Annotated in this window: 19 protein-coding genes; 3 read left to right on the top strand and 16 right to left on the bottom strand. The window is 36.6% G+C overall.

The window, feature by feature from the left end:
• Positions 1 to 127: 127 nt before the first annotated feature.
• The 11 genes from MKX65_RS05540 to MKX65_RS05490 all read right to left on the bottom strand — a co-directional run bounded on the left by MKX65_RS05540 (position 128) and on the right by MKX65_RS05490 (position 13,785).
• Positions 128 to 1,243: an IS4 family transposase gene (locus MKX65_RS05540; RefSeq protein WP_160549961.1), complete on the bottom strand. Its 1,116-nt coding sequence runs from the start codon at positions 1,241 to 1,243 to the stop codon at positions 128 to 130.
• 134 nt (positions 1,244 to 1,377) lie between these two features.
• The gene (locus MKX65_RS05535) at positions 1,378 to 3,564 is read right to left on the bottom strand and encodes a histidine kinase dimerization/phospho-acceptor domain-containing protein (protein WP_340902735.1); all 2,187 of its coding nucleotides are present in this window, start codon (positions 3,562 to 3,564) and stop codon (positions 1,378 to 1,380) included.
• On the bottom strand, positions 3,554 to 3,916 hold the full coding sequence (locus MKX65_RS05530; RefSeq protein WP_340902733.1) for a response regulator transcription factor: 363 nt from the start codon (positions 3,914 to 3,916) through the stop codon (positions 3,554 to 3,556). The genes MKX65_RS05535 and MKX65_RS05530 overlap by 11 nt, the downstream gene beginning before the upstream one ends.
• Positions 3,913 to 7,158: a hypothetical protein gene (locus MKX65_RS05525; RefSeq protein WP_340902732.1), complete on the bottom strand. Its 3,246-nt coding sequence runs from the start codon at positions 7,156 to 7,158 to the stop codon at positions 3,913 to 3,915. Before MKX65_RS05525 ends, MKX65_RS05530 begins: the two co-directional genes overlap by 4 nt.
• Positions 7,155 to 8,567, bottom strand: a complete 1,413-nt coding sequence (locus MKX65_RS05520; RefSeq protein ID WP_340902731.1) for a glycosyltransferase family 2 protein — start codon at positions 8,565 to 8,567, stop codon at positions 7,155 to 7,157. The genes MKX65_RS05525 and MKX65_RS05520 overlap by 4 nt, the downstream gene beginning before the upstream one ends.
• A gap of 1 nt (position 8,568) precedes the next feature.
• Complete coding sequence (locus tag MKX65_RS05515; protein WP_340902729.1) at positions 8,569 to 9,615, bottom strand: HEAT repeat domain-containing protein; 1,047 nt, start codon at positions 9,613 to 9,615, stop codon at positions 8,569 to 8,571.
• A complete protein-coding gene (locus MKX65_RS05510) occupies positions 9,612 to 11,237 on the bottom strand; it encodes a diguanylate cyclase (RefSeq protein WP_340902727.1) in 1,626 nt (541 codons plus the stop codon). Before MKX65_RS05510 ends, MKX65_RS05515 begins: the two co-directional genes overlap by 4 nt.
• A gap of 84 nt (positions 11,238 to 11,321) precedes the next feature.
• On the bottom strand, positions 11,322 to 12,134 hold the full coding sequence (proC, locus tag MKX65_RS05505) for a pyrroline-5-carboxylate reductase (protein ID WP_340902726.1): 813 nt from the start codon (positions 12,132 to 12,134) through the stop codon (positions 11,322 to 11,324).
• 142 nt (positions 12,135 to 12,276) lie between these two features.
• On the bottom strand, positions 12,277 to 12,597 hold the full coding sequence (locus MKX65_RS05500) for a hypothetical protein (RefSeq protein ID WP_160548940.1): 321 nt from the start codon (positions 12,595 to 12,597) through the stop codon (positions 12,277 to 12,279).
• Between the two features lie 121 nt (positions 12,598 to 12,718).
• Entirely contained in the window at positions 12,719 to 13,045 is a 327-nt protein-coding gene (locus MKX65_RS05495; protein ID WP_160548941.1) for an STAS domain-containing protein, read from the bottom strand.
• Between the two features lie 251 nt (positions 13,046 to 13,296).
• Positions 13,297 to 13,785: a response regulator transcription factor gene (locus MKX65_RS05490; RefSeq protein WP_340902724.1), complete on the bottom strand. Its 489-nt coding sequence runs from the start codon at positions 13,783 to 13,785 to the stop codon at positions 13,297 to 13,299.
• A gap of 139 nt (positions 13,786 to 13,924) precedes the next feature.
• Between MKX65_RS05490 and MKX65_RS05485 the strand changes: the two genes are divergently transcribed.
• Positions 13,925 to 15,040: an IS4 family transposase gene (locus tag MKX65_RS05485; protein WP_340902647.1), complete on the top strand. Its 1,116-nt coding sequence runs from the start codon at positions 13,925 to 13,927 to the stop codon at positions 15,038 to 15,040.
• 142 nt (positions 15,041 to 15,182) lie between these two features.
• Here the strand turns inward: MKX65_RS05485 and MKX65_RS05480 are convergent, their stop codons facing one another.
• The 3 genes from MKX65_RS05480 to MKX65_RS05470 are packed head-to-tail and all read right to left on the bottom strand — an operon-like array spanning position 15,183 to position 17,026.
• Positions 15,183 to 15,350, bottom strand: a complete 168-nt coding sequence (locus MKX65_RS05480; RefSeq protein ID WP_340902722.1) for a hypothetical protein — start codon at positions 15,348 to 15,350, stop codon at positions 15,183 to 15,185.
• A gap of 23 nt (positions 15,351 to 15,373) precedes the next feature.
• Positions 15,374 to 16,354: a PocR ligand-binding domain-containing protein gene (locus MKX65_RS05475; RefSeq protein WP_160548943.1), complete on the bottom strand. Its 981-nt coding sequence runs from the start codon at positions 16,352 to 16,354 to the stop codon at positions 15,374 to 15,376.
• Positions 16,355 to 16,408: 54 nt separating this feature from the next.
• The gene (locus MKX65_RS05470) at positions 16,409 to 17,026 is read right to left on the bottom strand and encodes an NUDIX hydrolase (RefSeq protein WP_340902721.1); all 618 of its coding nucleotides are present in this window, start codon (positions 17,024 to 17,026) and stop codon (positions 16,409 to 16,411) included.
• 172 nt (positions 17,027 to 17,198) lie between these two features.
• Between MKX65_RS05470 and MKX65_RS05465 the strand changes: the two genes are divergently transcribed.
• Both MKX65_RS05465 and MKX65_RS05460 read left to right on the top strand, forming a co-directional pair.
• The gene (locus MKX65_RS05465) at positions 17,199 to 18,008 is read left to right on the top strand and encodes a uroporphyrinogen-III synthase (RefSeq protein ID WP_160548945.1); all 810 of its coding nucleotides are present in this window, start codon (positions 17,199 to 17,201) and stop codon (positions 18,006 to 18,008) included.
• 76 nt (positions 18,009 to 18,084) lie between these two features.
• On the top strand, positions 18,085 to 18,831 hold the full coding sequence (locus MKX65_RS05460) for a CbiX/SirB N-terminal domain-containing protein (RefSeq protein ID WP_160548946.1): 747 nt from the start codon (positions 18,085 to 18,087) through the stop codon (positions 18,829 to 18,831).
• A 27-nt stretch (positions 18,832 to 18,858) separates the two neighbouring features.
• Here the strand turns inward: MKX65_RS05460 and MKX65_RS05455 are convergent, their stop codons facing one another.
• Both MKX65_RS05455 and MKX65_RS05450 read right to left on the bottom strand, forming a co-directional pair.
• The gene (locus MKX65_RS05455) at positions 18,859 to 19,944 is read right to left on the bottom strand and encodes a metallophosphoesterase (protein WP_340902719.1); all 1,086 of its coding nucleotides are present in this window, start codon (positions 19,942 to 19,944) and stop codon (positions 18,859 to 18,861) included.
• Positions 19,945 to 19,962: 18 nt separating this feature from the next.
• Positions 19,963 to 20,628, bottom strand: coding sequence for an NAD(P)H-binding protein (locus tag MKX65_RS05450; protein WP_160548948.1), 666 nt, complete (start codon positions 20,626 to 20,628; stop codon positions 19,963 to 19,965).
• Positions 20,629 to 20,726 lie beyond the last annotated feature (98 nt).

The following is a 20,726-nucleotide window of genomic DNA, read 5'->3' as shown; positions in this document are numbered from 1 at the left end:
GTCATAATTTTCAGTTTAATCATCTTTCTTGATTAGAGCCAAAAAGGTAAATACCCTATTAAAGGTGGCTCCATCCATTTGGATTTTATTTACAATTAGACCTGTGCGACAACGACAATTTGTTTATTTAAGGGATGGCTTTTCCTTCAATCTTTCGAAGCCAGATATTCGCTGGTTTCCACAATGCAGCCCTTAAATAACGGCTAATTTGTAAGGTTTTTCGCTTACTTTTTGTTTCGATTTGTACGAGAACATGTAGGCAAAAAACAATCAGTGCGATAAACACTTGATTTTGAACTGCCCATTCGCTTTGACCGTAGAATTTTTTGATGCTGAGATGTTGTTTAATCCACTTAAAAAATAGCTCAATTGCCCAGCGAGATTTGTACATCTCCGAAATTTCTTCGGCACTCAAATCAAAACGATTCGTAATAAGCTGGAGTTCATTTCCTTTTGAATCCATCACTTTTAGAAGGCGAAAGTAATTTTCAGCACGGTTTTGAGTCGTACCAATCAATACCATTTGGTCTGACAAAACAGTCGCTTTCTCTGGTAGGTTAAAATCGAAAACTTCCCGTATGACTGCATTTTTACGTAGTCTGGAAAGAAAAAAGTAGCCATCATCAGTCATGCGATCAAAGCGCTCGTAGTCTAGATAGCCACGATCAAACACATACATGCATTCCTTGTCATCCACCATGATTTCAAGCTGACCACGGTCATGTTCTTTTGCAGTTGTCATAACGGCTTTTTCAGGATAGGAAGTACCTTTTTCCATAAACACAAGACGGAGATGCAACTTTACTCCCGCCTTTGTTTTGCGAAATTTTGCCCATTTATGATTGGTTAAATTGAGTGGCAGCGTGCTTGAATCAATAATTTTTAACGGCATCACAAGTTTCGTATAGTACGTTTTGGTATGAATTTGTGATACTAAATCAAGGAAAAGCCTTTGGAATATATCTGGATTCATCCCATTCAATCGGCGTGACAGCTGAGAAATACTGATAGAATCAAGGTCGATTCCTTTTTGAAGCTGGTCATCGAATAGACTATCGCTTAGTGCATGCAGACTTTCGATTTCTTGTAGTTGCGCAAAAAGTAGTAATTTAAGGAATGACTCAGTCGTTAGTTTTTTCGTATAGTAATCTAATTTCATCGTTTTCACCTGTTCTTCAAATAATTGAAGGTTTATTGGTGAAAACCATTGTCCAAATGAATTTTTTCGTGTAATCTTGTCCATGCGTATGTCCTTTTATAGTGGATTTGGACGGGTTACCACCTGACTTATCCATTATAAAGGACTTTTTCTTTGCACAAAATAATAAAATTGAACATTTTAAGTATTTCCAATAGTCAAATTAAATTAACGCAACACTAGTGAAATAGATTAAGTATAATATTTCCTCCATTAGGAGAGTATTTAATCGAATTTCCCACTAGATTGGTAAGTACTTGCTCAATCTTCTCTCGATCTCCTAAGATCCAATCATTTTCAGCGGTTGAGGTGACGGTTATTTCATGTATCGTTGTTGTAGCTCTTAATGTATTTGACACTGACTCAACAACTGGCAATAATTCAAAATATTTTTTCTCATACGTATGTTTCCCTGCCTCCATACGTTGAACATCAAGGAAATCATTAATTAATGCGGTAAGTCGCTTTGCCTCATTGTAAACCGTGGTTAAATACTTTAATCTTCGGTCTGGCTTTAACTCACGATGTAACATAAGCTCTGTAAATCCTAAAATACTTGCTAAAGGAGTTCGCAACTCATGACTAACTGTACTCACAAACTCAGACTTCATTTGATCCACTTCGAATTCTTTTGTAATGTCTCGGTGAACAAGGATGGTACCAATTCGAATATCTTCCTGAAATAGCGCCTCACTATATACCTTAATCACTTGATGCTTATCTAATCGCTTATAAATAAATGAGTTAGAGTTATTTAAATGGTTCGTTTCTATTGCCGATTGGACAAACTGCAAAAACTCATCCTTCTCTTCCATATCTTTTTGCATAAAGGATGTCCAATCTTGAAGGTCAAGTCCTACTAAATCTCTTCCATCCGCAATACATTCAAACATTTCGCAAAGGGCTTTATTTACTAATAGAACCACTCCGCTCTGATCGATAAGCTGAATCCCCTCATGAGTGGTATTTAAAATCGACTGATTCCTTAGGCGTTCTGTTTCAGTCAATTCATGAATATAAACCTTCTCTAAGGAATTGCTCATTTGCTTGGTGATAGACTGTAATTCTTCAATTTCAGATTCTCTAAACGCATGTCCAAACCTGCTAAAAACCATAATGGCTGTTACCACATCATTCGAGGAGATCACAGGCAAGTATAAATCATAAGAGTACAATTTCCCCTCATGGTACCCCTTCTCAGATTCTACTATCTCCCTCTTTATCGTATAGGGTTGCTGATGTACAATAAGGATGCTGTTCAAGCCATTGTATATGTTCTTTTTAAATTGTTCTACACCGGTTGAGGAAATTCCATAGGAACTATACGCTTGGTCCTCAAGCAAAATGATTAACCCTCGATCTGCCTTGATAATTCGCGACATCTGTAACACGATGCTATCAAGAAGCTTTTGCTTTTCAAGAGTGTTTGTTAATTTGTTTGTTAATTCATTACGATTTTCAATTTTAATTTTGCTTTCATTTACGACATAAAGGGCGTTTTCCAGCTCCGATTGTTGCGCATAAAGCTCATCTTGCTGTGCTAATAACTCCTCATTTTGTGCTAATAGATTCTGTTCTTTTTCTTGTATAGAATGGAGCATTTTCTTTAACGCGAAAGACAGAACACCAATTTCATCTTTTCGTTGTGGATCAATAAAAATCTCTGAATCCTTTCCCTCTGTTATATCTGATGCTGTCTTCGCTAGATGAGATAAGGGTGCGCCAATATTTGTCAGCATTTGCCTGATAATTCTAAAAAGGAACACTAGGAGAAATATGATAAACGCAAGAAATACATTTTGATAAATGGTTTGAGTTCGCCTCATATCATTAATGGCTGTATTTAATTCGTTATCAATTACATCCATGTATTCGTGAGTCAAATCCAAAAATTCATTAGTTCGTGTTGTAGCGCCAAGCTGAGCCAAATTAATTAGCTCATCCTGTCGCCCAGACTCGTAGTACCCGACTGCCTGAGGAAGTGTTTCGACAAAATAATAATCCACAAAGCTGTTAAGCTCTCTAACATACTCCGAATCATCATCATTAGTCGCACTTGCCTCCAATTTTTTAGCTAGTTTTCTAATCTCAGGCTGTTGCGAGTATGCTCTTTTTTTCAGCTCTTCATTACCGTAAGCAAAATATCCCCGAACATCAAATAACGCCGTATTCAGTGTGTAATACAAATCTCTCGTGATTTTCTCTTTCTCGACAATAAGAGCTCTTTTTTCAATATAGTCATTGCTTTGCTTATACTGAAAAAAAAGATTTAAAGACGTACCTATAAGGATCAAAGAGAGAAAAATGATCATTAACTGAATAAATTGTTTTAATATGCTTTGTTTTTTATTCGAGCTATCTTTCATTTAAGATATCCCCAAGCTTACCTTTTAGCTCCATCGGACTAAAAGGTTTGGCCATGAAGTAGTTAGCTCCTGCCTCAATCACTTTTTCCTGTTCATATTGTTGACTCTTTGCTGAGAGCATTAAGATTTTTACATCCTTGTCTTTTTGTCTTACATGGTCAATCACTTCTAACCCTGTTAACCCAGGCATCATATAATCTAAAACGAGTAAATCATAGCTGTTTTCCTCAAAAAGCTGGACCGCCTCCGTTCCATCTGCTGCCTCATCTACTTCATAATCTTCTTCTTCAAGAGTGTCTACAACAAGCATTCTTAATACTTCTTCATCTTCAGCTAATAAAATCCTTTTCACTCTTTAATCCCCCCGTATGTTTCCTTCATCATATAATAAGAATCCTTTAATCGTTCACTGTATACTGGCTGCTCCCATTTATTCCATTTATAAAATACAGTTTTAGATATGGTATTAGTGTCACCTGTTTCAGGTAAAACTGAAAGCCCCTTTTCTGTTGATACAAATGCAGAAATATTGATGCCTTCAATATGTTTTGTACCCTCTATTCCGCTCTTCCACATATCCCCAATGATTTCTTTTTCACTAGGATCCTTTATATTTAGCATTAACCATGGAATACGTAGCTCGACCATCGTTCCATCCTCGCTAATGCTTACATCTGTCAAAGAGTTATATTTTTCATCCTTAGAGTTCCCTGAGCCATAAAGAAGTTGTCCCGTCTCATAGGCTTCAAAAGGATAGGTTTTCCCTGTTGAAGGAATCGTTAATTGTTTGTTTAATGCTAAGCGAATTGGATGGAACACACCATTATCCTTTTTTGAAGGATACGTTTCTGCTGGAATCAGCTTTAACTGTTCACCATATTGAAAGTAAAAGGAATCATAGTAGCTATCCACTGTTATCCTCAATTCCTCTTTGCCAGCCAATGTGACTAAAAAATCAACACCAGACGTTGCTGACAGCGATTGACCGGTACGAAGGGGAATCTGTGTTTGTCCTTGATCTCCAATCGTATCAAACGTGATATATGTCGGAGTTTCTTGTAAATTTATCGATTGTTGATAATCGAGACGCACATATATATTTGCTGCATCAGAAGTTACATACATACCTGCCAATAAATTATCTTCATTCTTTGATTGTGCTAAAGGCTCAATCAGCGATTTTCTCCAGTCACTGTCTTTTCCGTCTAAAGTCATTTCTTTTCCCAATAAGGAAGGGGAAAACCCAAGCATTCCAAACATTTGTTCATTCGTCTGTATATTTGACCAATACGGCCTGCGGTCTGGATTATCGAAATCCATTGTGTTCCATGTTCGTTTAAACCACTCATCCTGCCAGGTAAACACCATACCTCCTGCAAAGCCTTCGGAAACAATGGTTTGAAAGAGCTTTCGATTGATTTCACCCTGCTCCTGTTCACTGTGATTACCTTGATCCATTCCATGAACATTTTCATGAGTTAATCCCCTTGAGGAAGGCACTCCGTACTCAGCAATGACGACTGGCATTTCATGTCCATTTCTCAAATCATGTAGATAACCGGCATAATTATTTTTCTCTCCACTGCTATCTACATAATTCACATAATCTTCCTCAAAGTTTAGGAAGTCTGGAAAATAGGGATAGACGTGATAAGAGGCAAATAAACCCGCATGAAATTGATCCGTGTTTTTAATATGATTGGGATCAACACTAACCATATCCTCTTCCTCCGCAGGCTCAGCCGGATGAGTTAATAGGTCCGTGGTTACCCAGTTGGTGAAGCTCATGGAATGTTGCCAATTATACATTTCTGCCTCATAGCTTGCCATGTCATTCATTCGGCTCGCTACCCAAGCTTCAAATGGTGTTGCATTCTCAGTATAGAAGTAGTCTCCCTTATACTGCTCTATTCCCTCATGTATCGTATCCGTATTCAAAACAACCTCTGGATCCCACTCAATTCCGATAATATACCCTAGTACATAAGGTGAAATATCATGAGTATAAGAGCCTGATGCATGCCCTGGTTTTTCTTCTATGCGTGCATTTCCATGAACGATATCAACGATGTCTCTCATTTCTCCTTGAAATTCGTTCACAACGGACGGATCATAGGCATCCTGTGTCTCTATCAATGTTTCTTCTGTCACCCAAGCTCCATGGAATAAAAATAAAGGTGTCTTGGCTTGTTTATTATATTCGTAGAATGCTTCATAAAATTGTGGGGGATGAATGGTATAAATACGTAGGGCATTCGCGTTCATGGCACCAATCATTTTAAACCATCTAAAGTATTCATCTTTAGAAATGGCCGCTTCACCAGGAAAGTAACCTGGTTTAGCTATGCCCATGTTCACCCCTTTAATCAGGAGATCCTCCCACTTACCATTCTTTTGGATTTGAATAGACTCTTCATCTGTTTTACTATTCATGGAGGTTCCATTCTCTGAAACAAGCTCCACCACTTCCTGCTCATCGGATGGTTCTAAACCGTAACGAAGAATTTGTTTCATCATCGGCACATAGACACGCCAGTAAAAAGAATCAGCCTGAGCAAATTCTCTCCAATTAGATATTCCCCTTGTCTGGTAAATGGATGTAACATCTCCCTCATCGGCATAATCACCAGCAAAATAATAGGCAGAGAAACTAGCATTCTTATGGCTGATGACTGCAGGAAAAGCAACTGGAATCCCATTGTCTGCAAGCTTTGATTCGCCTTCCTTTGTTACAGATAAATGGTATGTTGCTAAAATTTCATCCGAATCTCTTGCGGAAATAATATCAAACCAATAAGAATAATCTGTATCATTTTTCTTATTTTTAAAGAGCTCCTCACCTTGTTCAGTATATTGGAAACTTGGGCCTTCACCCTTAAACTCATTTTTATCAAGGACGACAATATAATCATTGTTGTCCACAAATACTAACCCTTCACCTGAAAAATTCCATTCTCCGTTCGATTTCTCGTAATTTTCTCTCACCCAGGTTGGAACCTCTTCCCCCTCTAGCTTAGGAAAATACCTGCCAATCCATCCTGTCCAATCAACATTTAACAGATTAGAAACTTTTTCACGAGCTAATGCGGATGTGGGGCTAGCAAAAGTATTAAACTCAGCTATTAGGGTTTTACCCTTATTTGAAAGTAGTTCCTGATGTATAGCCTCCACTTCATCTTCTTGTAAGCCGCCATACAAATGCTTAGACCGTTCTCCCTGATGATTTTCTCCATAGAATTCCTTTTCATAGACTCCGTAGGAATCAGCGAAGTAAAATACATCATACGATTCTAATTCTTTTGGGAGAGTGCGAATTTCATACTCTTCCCCTTCTTTAGGAACAAATCCACTATAGCTTTTTTCAATACTGTACCTTTCACCGTCGCTAGTAACATATTTCTCGTTATTCAAGAGCCAAGTTAGTCCGCTATGTTCTCGGTATGATTGGTCAGGAACCGTCTTATCGAGAATTAATACATTTAACTCTTTATTTGGTTTCACTGTCCATAGCCAAAAAGGACTTGTTATTCCTATTAATATAATTGCAATAAATCCAAAGACGAACATTTGTGGTTTCGAAAGCCAACTCTTCATTCCGATACACCTTTTCTTTTCATTTCTCCCCAGCCCTTTTCTCCAACAATAATCTGCCAAATCCCTTCGCAACGCCAAAAGACGGTTAATGGCCGATACCAAAGCGTCTCAGTCATGGAGTAAAGAAATAATTTTACGATATGGGATACTTTTGGATATTTGCGTAGACTCCACTCTTCTAACAAAACAGAGGCCATCGAGAACAAAGAACCATACAAACAAGAGAGAAGAAAAATGATAATAGCAAACTCTAAATAAATTCCACCTATAAACAAGGAGCATAAAATATAAATATACCCAGAGAGCTCAATGATAGGACCAAAGAACTCAACAATCCAAAAATACGGAAAGGAAATCATTCCGATCGGACCGTATTTGGGATTAAATGCCAGCTTCCTATGTGCCCAAAGACTTTCAAATAAGCCCCGGTGCCATCTTCTTCTCTGTCTCCGCAGAAACTTGGTTTCCTCCGGCACTTCGGTCCAACATACTGGGTCTGGTACATATACAATCTTTTTCTTTACACCTTTCTCTTTAATCAATCGGTGCAAACGCACTACTAACTCCATATCTTCACCAACCGTAGTGGTCTTATAACCACCCGCTTCAGCCACCCAGCTTTTTGAAAAAACACCAAATGCTCCTGATACGATCAATAGAAGATTATGACGACTTAAACCAATTCTCCCCATTAAAAAGGCACGGAGATACTCAATGATCTGCATAATCACTAGAGGATGTTTGGATAATCCCACTTCAAGCAAATGACCATTTGATATTTTACAACCATTGGCAATTCTTACACTTCCTCCAGAAGCGATAACATCTTCATTTGAAAGCATAATTGGTTTCATTACCTTTAAGAAGGCATCTCGTTCTAAAATGGAATCCCCATCTAATGAACAAATATAAGGATAATGAGAGAAATTCAATCCTACATTCAATGCATCTGCTTTCCCACCATTTTCTTTATCAATCAGATAAAGGTTTGGTAAAGTTCTGGACTGATAAATTCCTTTGATATTTTTTGTTTCAACCTGCTTTCGAATCACTTTTTTAATTTCTTTCATCTCATAATGACGAATCATTTTATTCAGACTATCATCTGTCGATCCGTCATTAACAACTATAATTTCATAAGTGGGATAATTGATTCCTAGCAAAGAACGTACACTTTGAATCAGCCCTGCCTCCTCATTAAAGGCAGGAACAATGATAGAAATTGGCTTAGTATATAGATCATTTAGATATTCATCATAAGCTTGTTCTTTATCAAGTTTATATTCTCTTCTAAGCTGAAGAAGTGATAATAGTAATATCACTGAGTAAAAACTAATCACTAATACCATGTATATAGTGATAAAACCCCCAAAAACAATCCCAATAGACTCCCCAATCAGTTGTAGCATATTATATTTCCCCTTTTTGAAGCCACTCTGCTGCAATGTCTCTAGCATACGGATCGTGCGAGTTTTCCATTATTTTAATTAAACGTTCTCTTCCTTTAGATAGCTTTGTAAATGATTGAGCCGCTTGAGAACGAACCCACCAATTTCGATCATGAATTAACGTTGCTAAAATGTCGTACGAGGACTCCGAAGGGAAAAAACGAATTAACTTAGCAAATAGCATTCGCTCCTGCCATTCTGAGCTCTCCCCTAATGGGTAAAACTGTTCAATATCGGTAGTAAATCCAATAGATGCAATAGCTTTAAGTGCACGAATCCCTGTTTCCTCTCCCTTATACAGATGGAATATCCTTTCCACAAATGTGAGATAAGAAAGCTCTTTTCTAATTGAAATGATTTCAAGGATGGACCATTGAAGGGTAGGGTGGCATTCAGAAAACCTTTCAACCAGCAAACCGAAGGAAGGTTCATCTAGTTTGAACAAAATACTTCTATAGTCAAAATCTGTTAAATCAGTGTACCTCTCATTCACAAACTCAAAAACTTCTTCGAACCTACCCGTTGCTGCTAAAAAGCGAATACTAACAATCACTTCTTCTCTCGTTATAGAACGACTTTGTAAAAGTTGTCTAACATCATCTGAGAGCTGATGCATTTGAAAATCTTCAATATGATATAAGGCATTGATTCTTTTGCTCCAATTTCTACCTTTTAATACTTTTCTATATCCTTCCGATAGGTATTTATCTGCCATGGCTGTAATAGATTGGATCTCCATTGTCCCAACGACCGTATCGGAGTAGCTTTTTAATAATTCCTCCATTGCTTTCAAAGAAAAACGGTCTCGATTGGACCGCTCATAAACTTTTCCTTCTGAAATGCTTTCAAACAGTGATGTTTCTATTTCCTTTTTTATCATATCAACCTTTAGTGTTTCTTGGTTTTCTAGGGTTTTCCGAATAATTAAGTAAAGCAAGATGACTAGCAATATGATGAGTATAAAAATGGTTGCATAAAAGAGAACAATTCCTTCATTTGAAATTATCATTTAGTTATCCTTTGAATAAAACTATAGATTCTCGCTTGAAGATCCTGAATACTAAAAGGTTTTGTCACATAGTCATCCGCTCCGAGCTTTAGTGAACGAGCAATATCCTGTTCATTTTTCCGTCCCGTTAGCATAAGAACATGGAACTGTTTCCTTTTCCTTCCTGACTTCACCCGTTGAAGTACTTCAGTTCCATCCATCACAGGCATTACTCCATCGAGAACTAGAAAATGCTGACCGGAAATATCATGTCTACCCGAGTCAAAAAAATCAACCCCATTTTCAAAAGAACAAATATCAAGATCAACAAACTCAAATTCCATACTCTGAAGAATTTTCGTTATCATTGTTCGAATAATCACATCATCATCAATAAGGGATACATGTAGAGTTTTCTTGGCAGCACCAAGGTTTAATTGATTGGCACTTTCAACTCTTGCTCTCCCATTCTCTTTTGCTAAATACAACGCTTGATCAGCTGTATTAATTACGGTTTTACTATCCATTTTCTCATCTAAAACCATAAAAACCCCAGCTGAGAACGAAATATAAAAAGTTTTTCCGTTTTCTGTAAAAGGAGTGTTAAAGAATTTCTCTAACAACCTAGTAAGAATATTCTTTACGTCGGTATCATTTGTTCTAGGAAATAAGATGACGAATTCCTCTCCTCCGTATCGAAAGACAAAATCCGTCCCTCTTACATGTTCCTTTAGGAAATGTGCAAACGTCTGTAATACTCTATCTCCAACAATATGTCCATATGTATCATTTACCTTTTTAAAATAATCCAAATCAAGTACAGCTACACTGAAATAAGTGCTAGATCTCTCAATTTCAACGAGACTCCTTTGTAAAGAATCGTTCAAAAATCTACGGTTATACACTTTTGTAAGTTCGTCGATCATGACTGATTGATCAAATAACTTTTTTCTATTTAGTTGACGTTTTACACGTAGTATGAATTCCTCAAGATCTAACGGCTTCTCTATAAAATCATCTGCCCCAGATTCAATAGCCTTTATTCTTGTCATCCGGTCGTTTTCAATACTAATCATGATTGTTGGTATAAACATTTTTTCAAGATGATGATTAAGGTCCTCCAAAAGCTGAAAACCATTTGTTCCCGGAAGATTAACATCTATAATTAAACAGTCAGGTTGCAGTTCATAGAACAATTCTTTTCCTACTTCCGGATCAGTATGCGCAACTACTATCCAGCCCTTTTCTTCAAGTGTATCTTTTAATAAGATGAGCATGGAAATATCATCATCAATCACTTGAATAAGAGGTGTCCCCTCATCTCTAATAATCGGTTTCGAAACATCTATCGTCTCGAAATGTTCATACTGATAACTTAAATCCATTAACTCGTAAAGGAAGTCACGTAATTCTTGTTTCTCCCATTCAAGCTTTGTATTATTACGTTCAATCTCATTCATTAAATTTGTAACAAGAGTAAATAATCCACCCAATTCAATCGTGCCCGCTGTCCCTTTGATGGAATGTAGAAAAAGAAACAGCTCATCCTTCGTGGCATGTTTATCGGGTTCCTTCTCAAACCATATGGAAAGCTGATCCTTAATTTTTTTAAAAAGGAGAAGTTTATATTTGTCCATATTCATTAAAAACACCCCCTAAAGGATAATCAGCCAGATTATGCTTATTTTCCCCATTTTTAATCCTATTACGCATTCCCAAACTCCTCTTCATTCGTTTTCTGTTAGTTTGATTACTTTTTCTGTACAACTTTCCATTGCTGAAAGAATGGAGGAACGAAAGCCTGTTTTTTCTAGGGCTGCTACCGCTTCGATGGTAGCACCACCTGGGGTACAAACTTGATCCTTTAATACTCCAGGGTGTAATCCTGTTTCTAAAACCATCTTGGCAGCACCAAGAACCGCTTGAGCAGCCATCCTATAGGCCTTGTCACGTGCAATCCCTTGCATAACAGCTCCATCTGCTAATGATTCAATCATCATGTACACATAAGCAGGTGAAGAACCACTAATCGCTGGAACACTGTTCATTAACATCTCCGGAAATTCTTCAACCTGTCCTAAAGACTCAAATATATTGGAAACCTGTTCTCTTTCATCCTTTAAAACAAGATCATGAAAACATAACGCTGTTATTCCCTCTCCAACAAGAGAAGGAGTATTAGGCATAGCTCTAACTGCCTTTACGGGCATTCCAAATGATTGCTCTAAGAATTGTAATGTAATACCTGCGGCAATGGTAACCACTATCGTATTAGGGGAAATCTCTGTTCTAATTTCCTCGATAATCTCTTTATGTAAATTCGGTTTCACAGCTATCACTAAAATATCAGCCCATTTTCCAATATCTCTATTGTTGGTAGTTGTTTGAACACCAAAGATCTCTTTTACTTTACTTAAGGTAGTTTCAGTCTTCGCACTTACCCGAATTTGACTTTTGTCTATATTCCTTTTGCTAAGTAGTCCTGTTAATATGGCTTGTCCCATCTTCCCACAACCAATAAATCCAATATGAATACCCACTAAACTCACCTCTTTTTATCTATGTTTTCTCTTGCTATTATACGTTACTTTCACTTTGACCACTAAGAATAATGTCGAATTTTCTGTATTGAAAAAACCATCCTAACGTTACTGGTCAGGATGGTGGTTTTTCCTCTATTATTTATATCGTAAATGTCAGGACAACATTTTGTGGGATTTCTGCAATAACTTGATTATTTTTTTTGATCGTACCACAAGCGGGCATTTCAAAGGAGAATTCTGTTACACCTGAAGGTATCACACCATTACCTTTTAATTGCTCAAAAACCTTTTCCATTGCTTGTTCCGGCTCAATCTTCTCCTCTGACCCTTCTACAGTAAAGCAATCCACGCAAGTATGAATAATCTGTTCAGTAATTTGCTCTTGCACAAACATCATCTTAGCTCCTGCCATCTGTTCAACTTCTTGGTTATTCAGTTCGATTATCGTTGTGATATTCATAAATAATCCCTCCTATTGGTCCACTATTATTATAGAAAATGTAGTGGTAATAGGGTGAAATATTTCCATTCATTCACTATTTTTTCAAATGTTTTTGACAAAAAAATGGCGATTGGAAAAATTACTTATTTCTTAAAAAATGGGTGGCCTCTTCTTCAGTCGCAAAGAGATGTATAAATGATCCGAACTTAACAATTTCAAATATCTCAGAAATTGGTCCTTGTATGTTTGCTACAACTAATTCTTTCCCCTGCTTTCTTGCTTGCATGACTGCATCAGCAATCACTCCAAGACCTGCACTGTTTATATAGCCAACACCCTTTAAGCTTAATATTAGTTTATTATTATCGGTCTGAATAAATGTTTGTAACTCCTCTCGAAAGAGGTCAGCTGTGTTTAAGGTTACATCCTGATTCCAATTATAGGTAATTATTTCTTCTCTAACCATTGTCAAAACTCCTTTAAAAAAACTTTTTCATTCAAACATTCTATCTCTATTATAAATCAATCCCTTTAATCCTCTATTCCCTGACACTCCTATTTTTTGTCCGAATCCAACAAGTGTCTGAGAAGAACCCTCCTAATTTCCTACGAATAAAATAGTTCATTTTACATAGATAGGAGAGGAATGCTATAAAGAATTTTCTTTCATAGGCTCTTTTTCTTATAATACAAAAACAAAAACTCCCAATCGGGAGCTTAGGTGTAAAACTGAAGTTGATAAATAGTTGAAAATAATTGTCTACGATCCGTGATATTTAACTTTTGGAATATGTTTGAGATATGGTTTTTCACAGTGTGTGCACTGATAAATAGTACATCAGCGATTTCTTGATTGTTATAACCCTTTAACATCCACTGTAGAATTTCATTTTCTCTATTAGTTAATAAACTCTTAATTGATTCTGGGATATGCAATGATTGACTATTTTCAGTTTGTTCCTTATTTGATTCATAAAATTTAACCATTCCGATACTTAATAAGTTGGAAAGGATCTCTAAATAGACTTCTACTTCAGTAGTGACATTCTCCACCTTCACACATAAAACTGCTTCTATTTGTTGATTAACCAGTATAGGACATTCAATCATGGACCCAAACGAGACATTTCTTATACGGTTATGTGTTTCACTCTGTCCTTGAAACAAACTTTCTGATACATCTTTTATATATAGTTCTAGTTGCACTAGTATTGCATTAATTTAATTTCAATATTAAAAAGACTCATAATCTTCACTAATTTTGTTTTGTGCAAAGAAAAAGTCCTTTATAATGGATAAAGCTAGGTGGTAACCCGTCCAAATCCACTAATAAAGGACATCTCTCATGGACAAGATTACACGAAAAAATTCATTTGGACAATGGTTTTCACCAATCAATTCTCAATTATTTGAGGAACAAGTGAAAACATTGAAATTAGACTTCTATACGAAGAAATTAACGACTGAATCATTTCTGAAATTACTGCTTTTTGCCCAGCTACAGGAAGTTGAGAGTCTTCATGCACTAAGTGACTGTCTTTTCGATGACAAGCTCCAAAAGGCAATCGACCTTGATTCTATTAGTATTTCTCAGTTATCACGACGATTAAATGGGCTGAACCCCGACCTTTTCCAAAGGCTGTTTCTCGATTTAGTATCACAAATTCATGCCAAAACGCATTATACGAAGCTTGTGATGCCCTTAAAAATTATCGATTCAAGCACCTTACCACTGAATTTAACAAACCATAAATGGGCAAAGTTCCGTAAAACCAAGGCAGGAGTAAAATTGCATCTACGTCTTGTATTTATGGAAAAAGGCACTTCGTACCCAGAAAAAGTCGTTATGACAACGGCAAAAGAACATGACCGTGGTCAGCTTGAAATCATGGTAGATGATAAAGAATGCATGTATGTTTTTGACCGTGGTTACTTGGATTATGAGCGTTTTGACCGAATGACCGATGAAGGCTACTTTTTCCTTTCAAGGCTACGGAAAAACGCGGTAATCCGGGAAGTTTACAACTTTAAGCTACCCGAAAATACACCTGTTTTATCAGACCAAATGGTCTTAATAGGTACCACACAAAACCGTGCTGAAAATTATTTTCGCCTGATAAAGGTCTTGGATTCCAAGGGAAATGAACTCCATTTAGTCACCAATCGTTTTGATTTAAGTGCCGAAGAAATTTCAGACATGTACAAATCACGCTGGGCAATTGAACTGTTCTTTAAATGGATCAAACAACATCTCAGCATTAAGAAGTTTTACGGTCAGAGCGAGTGGGCAATTCAAAATCAAGTGTTTATCGCACTTATTGTTTTTTGCCTCCATGTTCTCGTACAAATCGAAACAAAAAGTAAGAGAAAAACCTTACAAATTAGTCGTTATTTAAGGGCTGCATTGTGGAAACCAGCGAATATCTGGCTTCGGAAAATTGAAGGAAAAGCCATCCCTTAATAAGCAAATTGCCGTCGTCACATTTGTCTAATTGTAAATAAATTTCCAAATGGATGGAGCCACCTTTAACTGGGTATTTCCTTTTTTGGCTCTAAATTAGAAGAATGATTAAACTGAAAATTGGAACAATATTTACGCAACACTAGTGTTCTAGTTGATTCTTGGTTAACTGTTCACCGTTAACACTTTCATACGTCTCGTCCCTCAGTACTACAATCGCAATGGAATCCTTTACGAGATGATCTGTCATATCTAAGGTTAAAAACAGCAGCTCTCTGACGCTCTTCAAATCAATCATTAACTTACTCATGTCAATTACTCTAGAGAGCTTTGTTAATGGTGAAAACCGACTAACTTTAATTGACACTTCGCCTGATATACAGCAAACATTCTTCTGATAACATCTATTGCTTGAAGATTTTTACGGGAAAGCTTGTCTTTCTGTTCACTTATTAAAATAATGGCTCCTTGTGTGTCAAGTTCGTTTTTAATAGGAAAAAAATAAACAGATTTAGGCTTAATTTCATAGGCATATAGAAATGAAAGTCGAGGGTCGAATTGTATATTTTCAATACTTTGGTATTCGCCTTTGTCTCGAGCACTATTTAATAAATCTGATATCATATCTAGCTTTAGATTACTAAGACTTTCTTCATTTTTACCTTTTAAATGTTCGATAATCCAGCGGTCATTACGATTTTGTGTTACATAACAGAGCAAATCAACATCATCTATATTTTCATAAAGCTCCTCAAATAAACTTGCGATTTGAAGATTTTCTCGATTCATATGTAATAGTAATTGTTGCATTGACTGAAAACATTGTGTTTCAAGTTCTTTTACAAAAAAAGCACTGCATACGGAAGCCATCTTTTGTAATGTATCTAGCAATACATCTGTTTCATCTATACTAAGAACTCTAATTGTCTTGACCGCTTCTTCCCATTTTCTATCATTAAAAACAGATACGAGATGTTCCTTACTACTATTCCTTTCTACAAATACGGAGGTTAAAATATATCCATAAATCGTTCCATCAACTTTGACTGGCACAATCGCAATTTTTAGACCTTTGAACTCCCCTTTATGTAGGAGTAAATAGGTTATTGGTTTAGTAATAGTGGAAGAAGTGACAACTTGATTAATTTGTTGGCGAAAAGCAATTTCCTCATTTATGAACAGGTATTCTGTAACCGGATCAATTCCGGACACAGATGTGAGATACTCTCCTTTCGCACTTACAATAACCAACCCCATCTTCGACAGAGAGACATATGCTTCTTGTACATGTGTTAATAACTCTCTTGTTTTCAATCCCTCGTCACCTCCTTGAGATGTTTATTATGTCATGCTACTAATGGGGTGCCATTATTCTTCAATTACTTGAAGAAAATGTCTTACAACTCTCGCGGTCAACCCCCATATCACTTTATCTTCAAAATAGTAAAAGCACTCTTCCATTCTTTTTATTTGCCAATTATAGTCTTTCCCACCAACTATGGAATCATAAGGAAAACCTGGTTCTGGTTCGATCCGTGCACTTACATAATGGATATCAGGTTTCGTATGTTTAAAAAATGAGAGTGGAACAGTGAAAATATGGTCTACCTCTTTATGGTTTACTTGTATATCATTAATAGTATCTATGACTCCAACATATGGATAAATAATATTACCATATGGAGATACGATGAAGTCTAGCGGTAACACCTGAGAAATACTTCCTTCTTTTAAACCTAATTCCTCATAGGTCTCCCTCATTGCAGTTTCCATATGGTCCTTATCGGTTTCATCATTTTTGCCTCCTGGAAAACAAACCTCACCCGGTTGCCTCCTTAATGATAAGGCTCGGACCTCAAATACAAGATTTATTTCATTATTGATCAATACAAGAGGAAGCAAGATAGAATAAGTAGAGAAGTTCTCACTCCCTAAAACAAAGGGCTTTCTTTTCGACAACTTTAACATAATTTTCTCAAGGTCCATCACCCTTCACCTCCAAGTCAAAATGATTTCTATCATTATAACGAACTTTTCCTGAACAAGAAATAAACCTGCCTACTGCAAAAGTCTACAAATAATTTTGTTTTTAGGAGGCTTACTTTCATTATTGATGCTAAAATGATTCTAACTATTCTAAAAGAAAGAAGGGCCATACATGAAAAAACTAGAGAACAAACGAGTGGTTATTGCAGGTACAAGAAAAACAAATGAAATAAGTAAGATTATTAGCAATCAAGGGGGAATTCCAGTACTTCGTCCATCACAAGGTACAACTAGATTGGATGATACCAATATAGAGGGAGAAATCTCGAAATTACTCGATGGAAGCTATGACTGGCTTATTTTCACTACTGGAATTGGGTTAACCATTCTTTTAGAAACTGCTGAGAAAATGCAGAAAAAAGATGAATTTATTTCTAAGCTTAATGAAAGTAAGATTGCTGCAAGAGGATATAAGACGGTGAATGTTTTAAAAACGCTTGGTATTACTCCCATTGTAAGAGATGACGATGGAAGTACGGCTGGACTAGTACGCTCCCTTTCTACTTGTGAGAAATTTGCTAAGGGGACACGTGTGGCGCTTCAATTGCATGGTGACCCTGCCCCACTTCTTATAAAATTTCTTGAGGAAAACGAAGCGACATTCCATGAAATTCTCCCATATGTTCATACACCGCCAAATGAAGATGTTATAGATTTATTACTATCAGAGATTATTGCAGGAAGCATTGATGCAGTAAGCTTCACAAGTACACCACAAGTACGATACTTATTTGCTCATGCCGATAAAAAAGGTCAGACGACTATGCTACTTAATCAATTTGAAAATAAAGTTGTGGCACTAGCAGTTGGAAAAGTCACCGCTCAGGCACTTAAAGAACACGGAGTTAACCGTGTTATTTTCCCAGAAACAGAACGAATGGGAAGCGCCATTATTTGCTTAGCAGACTATTATTCTAAATAACATACTGTTACTTGCTCCCTTTTCTAACAACTGATATACTTCGAACTAATTATCAGCAATAGGTGTGAGGTGAAAAATGGAAGCAATCGTTTATATCAGTCATGGTAGTCGCTCAAAGGTTTGGAATGAACAGTTTGTTTCATTTATTACAGAAACGATGGAAGAAAATATTGCTCCTATACAAACATATGGTTTTTTTGAACTTGCTACTCCTTCTATTGGGGAAGCCATAGAATCATGCATACGAAAAGGAGCAACGACCGTGACTGTCGTGCCTGTATTATTACTATCTGGGAATCATGCATTAATAGATATACCTACCGAAATTGCTGAATCTCAAGCACGTTTCCCTACCATCCCGATTATGTATGCAAATGTTCTTGGAAGCGATCGGTTGTTTCTACCAGCAATTATGGATAAGCTTCAAGAAAAAGGCTATCAAGAAACGCAGGATGAACTTGTTTTACTTGTTGCCCATGGAAGTGGTCATGAAGAAACTGCTCAAGAATTTTCGCAATTAACAAAGGTGGTTAGAGAAGAATTAGGTCTCCCCGTTGAATGGGGATATTTAAGTAGAGAGCCGCATTATTTGAAGAAGCTTGAGATGACTTTATTACAGGAGTATCAAAAGGTATATATTGTCCCACACTTCCTTTCAAAAGGTGGATTCACGGACAAAATTGAAAGACAACTGCATGAATCCTTTCCTATAGAAATGGGAAACCAAATTATTTTATGTAATCCAACTGGATACCATGAACTTCTTCATACCATGATTCAAGAACGAGCTCGAACACCAAAAAAACCGACCATTAAACAATAAAGGATAGCTGATTCGCTATCCTTTTTTCTACCGTGTAAAAGTAAGATTAATGACAAACACTTCTGATTGACTCCCCAATCTGAGTGGCGGACCCCATACACCAAATCCAGATGAGACAAAGGTATGCAATTGTTCCATTTTTTCATATCCATAGTCATTCTCATAAAGAAGATTGGTCACAATACTCGCAGGGAAGAGTTGACCTTTATGTGTATGTCCTGACAGCATAACATCAATTCCTTGTTTACTAGCTTCTGAAAAATCAATTGGTTGATGATCAAGCATGATAAGTGGTTTACTTTGATCTAGCCCGATTACGTATTCCTCTAACTGTTGTCTGCTTTCGTCAGTAGGATCCTTTCTACCAATTAAATAAAAGTTTTCTACCATCACCCATTCATCCATTAAGACGGTAATACCTGCCTTATCCATCTCTGTAAGTATTTCTTTTGAGTCCTCACCGTAATAATCATGATTTCCAAGAACAGCGTATACTCCTAGCGGTGCATCAAGCTTTTCCATTACTTCACCCATGTTTTGTTTTAAGTATGGTTCAATATAATCATCGATTAGATCCCCAGGAATTAATATAATATCCGGTTCTTCTTTTTCTGCAATTGACACTAGCTTTTCTAAATGATTATTTCCAACCAGAACACCAGCATGGATATCTGAAGCCATTAATACCTTTAATTCTTTTCGATCCCCAGCGGTTTTATCAACCTCGATATCATAAGTATGGATAATCGGGTTCCACGCTAGAAAAGATCCATAGATCAATACAAATAAATAGAATAAGCCTACTAAATTACCAGCCCAAATGATTGACCTTTTCTTCAAAAAATAGACCAGAAGATTGGTGAATGGAAGAATAATTAGACTGTACCCAACAACAGCTAACCATAATCCACTTACAATTTTAAATAAATAGATAGGTAGCAACTGCCCGGCAAAAACGGACAATGATAAACCAATCACAACGATAATATAGATTTTCTTCCACTGAATTAAATTTCTTGCCTTTAGCCAAACCCAACCATTATATCCAATATAAAAACAAATGGCACTATATATAAGAATGGCTAAAACAATGGCCCCAATCATTAACAGCATATTTTTATAAATCCTTTCTTATGTGGTTATCCTGCTTTGAAGCATATCAGAAGGATAGATATTCACACCCTGCCGATTCGTCTGTGCAATAGAATACATCGATTGTGCTACCTGTCTTCCTTCAATTGCTTTTACCTTTAATAATGGGCCTACAAATAGAAATGACAACGCTTGGAAAATGGTTGCACCTATTTTCTCTCCTAAACGAAACTCCTGCCTATCTCCCAGTAAGAGGGATGGGCGAAGAATAGAAATCGTTTGAAATGGTACGGTTGATAGCTCTTCCTCTAATTTCCCTTTCATTTGGGAATACCATATTTTCGATTGAGGATTAGCATTCATGCTACTAATTAAAAGAAAATGTCTGGCATCCAGTTTCTGTGTTAATCTAGCAAGTGCAAGAGGATAATCAGCATCGATTTTTTTCATCACTTCTTTTGTTTTCGCTTTTTTGATTGTGGTTCCTAGACAACAAAAAACATCATCTACTGCCATCTGCTCAGAATATTCTTCAAGATGGTCAAAATCAACAATTACTTCATTAAGTTTTGGATGTTTTATAGAAAGAGGTCTTCTTACGATAGCTGTCACCGTTTCATATTCCTTTGCCTCAAGTAGTATATGTAAAAGTTCATTGCCAACAAGTCCTGTAGCACCAGCTATTAATGCCTTTTTTGCTTTCATAATCCCGCTCCTTTCTATCGTACCTTTCTATTATCGTTGGAAAAGAATACAATTATCAACTTTTAAACTGTAGAAAAGCCCTCGTAATCGTACGAGGG

The organism is Robertmurraya sp. FSL R5-0851 (assembly GCF_038002965.1).
In the GTDB taxonomy this organism is placed as follows: Bacteria; Bacillota; Bacilli; order Bacillales; family Cytobacillaceae; genus Robertmurraya_A; species Robertmurraya_A beringensis.
Note: the sequence above shows the minus strand (reverse complement) of the source record. Positions and strands in the feature narration are given on the sequence as shown.